Below are 1,519 nucleotides of genomic sequence, written 5' to 3'. Positions count from 1 at the left end.
ATCGCCGCGGCCACCGGCGGGGTGAGGGGGGAGCGTGTCGCCGCCGGCAGCTCCTGCGGCTGGGCGACGCGGGCGACGCCGGTGTCCGCACGGGCCTCCTCGAACGCCGAGGTGAGGGAGGCCGGCGAGATCCAGGGGACCTCGTCGAGGGCGTCGAGCATGCGGTCCAGCCCCGTGGGGTCGGGGTCGAGGGCGCGGGGGGCGACGACGGCGACCGTCCGGGTCGTGCCGGGGCGTTCGGTGACGATCGCGGCCGTGTCCGCGACGAGCTGCTGGGTCGCCACGCTCGCGGCGGTGCGGCTCGTCGCAGCCCCGAGGAGCGTGCTGTCGGTGTCGTCGTAGACGACGAGCGGGAGGTCGTCGGCCGACCGGTGCGCGGCCGTCGGGGTCGCCGGTGTCGAGGTGGTCCAGCGGCTGTCGACGAGGGCGCCCTCGAGGGACGGGCCGTATGCCGCCCGCGCCGCCGCCTCGACGCCGCCCGACCACGAGCCGTCCGCCGGCCACGCGACGTCGGCCGTCGCGTGGAGCCCGGCGACCCCGCTCGACGCGTCGTCGACGAGGGAGCGGATGGTGTCCGTCGGGCCGCCGGCCAGGGCGACGATGTCCGGGTCGCCGGCCGGCAGCAGGACGGTCGGGTGCTGTGCGGTGCCGGCGAGGATGCGCGCGGCGAGCTCCTCGCGGTCGCTCAGCTCCGCCGAGGAGGCGGCGTAGGCGAGGTCGGACACGGGGGTGGACGGCGCGCTCGCGGTGGGCGTCGGTGTCGGGGCGGTCGTCGACGACGTCTGGGACGGCTCCTCGCCCGCCGTCGCGGGCTCGACGATGTGGGGTGGCTGGACGAGCTGCGGGTCGAGGATCCACGAGACGTCGTGGCCCTCGGTCGCGCCGAGGATGCGGTCGAGCCGGGAGCCCGGGCCGGTGACGGCCTGCCAGGCGGCGGCCCGGCCGCTCGAGGTCCCGCTGAGGGCGGCGTTCGCGTCGAGGACGAGCGGGATGGCGACGGCGAAGCGGAGCGGCTGGTACTGCTTGATCCGCTGGTAGCCGAGGAACGTGTGCTGCCGTCCGTATGCCGTGCCCGCCACCGCGTCGATGCTCACCCCGACCGTGCCGTAGGTCGCGGCGCGCCCCGCGCCGACATCGGGGACCGTGATCGACACCCTCGTCGACGCTCCCGGCGCGAGGGCTCCCGCGACGGACTCCGAGGCCAGCAGGCTCCCGTCGGCGGGATCGTTGCTCGCGGCCCAACCGGCGACCTGCTTGCGGCTGGTCATCGACGCGACGGCCTGGCGGACGCCGACGACGACCCCGGTGAGCTGGCGTCCGGACGTGTTGCGCACGGTGGCCGTCACCGTCGTGTCCTCCCCCTCGGCGGCCACCGTGGGGGAGACCTGCTGCAACGACACGGCCAGGCCGCTCGTCGCGGTCCCTGCGGCGGCCCGGGACGTGGTCGGCTGGGTCGGAGGCGTCGCGGGAGCGGTCGGGGACGCGGCGGTCCGGGACGCCGCGGCCGTGGGGGAGGCGC

1 protein-coding gene is annotated in these 1,519 nt (G+C 77.0%); it reads right to left on the bottom strand.

All coding sequences use genetic code 11. The features are described 5' to 3' along the window. Positions 1-1,519, bottom strand: a 1,519-nt coding sequence (locus BN12_RS25610) for a DUF6049 family protein (protein ID WP_235432580.1), incomplete at both ends; no start/stop codon positions are given.

The sequence above is a fragment of the Nostocoides japonicum T1-X7 genome (assembly GCF_001046855.1).
GTDB classification, from domain to species: domain Bacteria; phylum Actinomycetota; class Actinomycetes; order Actinomycetales; family Dermatophilaceae; genus Nostocoides; species Nostocoides japonicum.
Note: the sequence above shows the minus strand (reverse complement) of the source record. Positions and strands in the feature narration are given on the sequence as shown.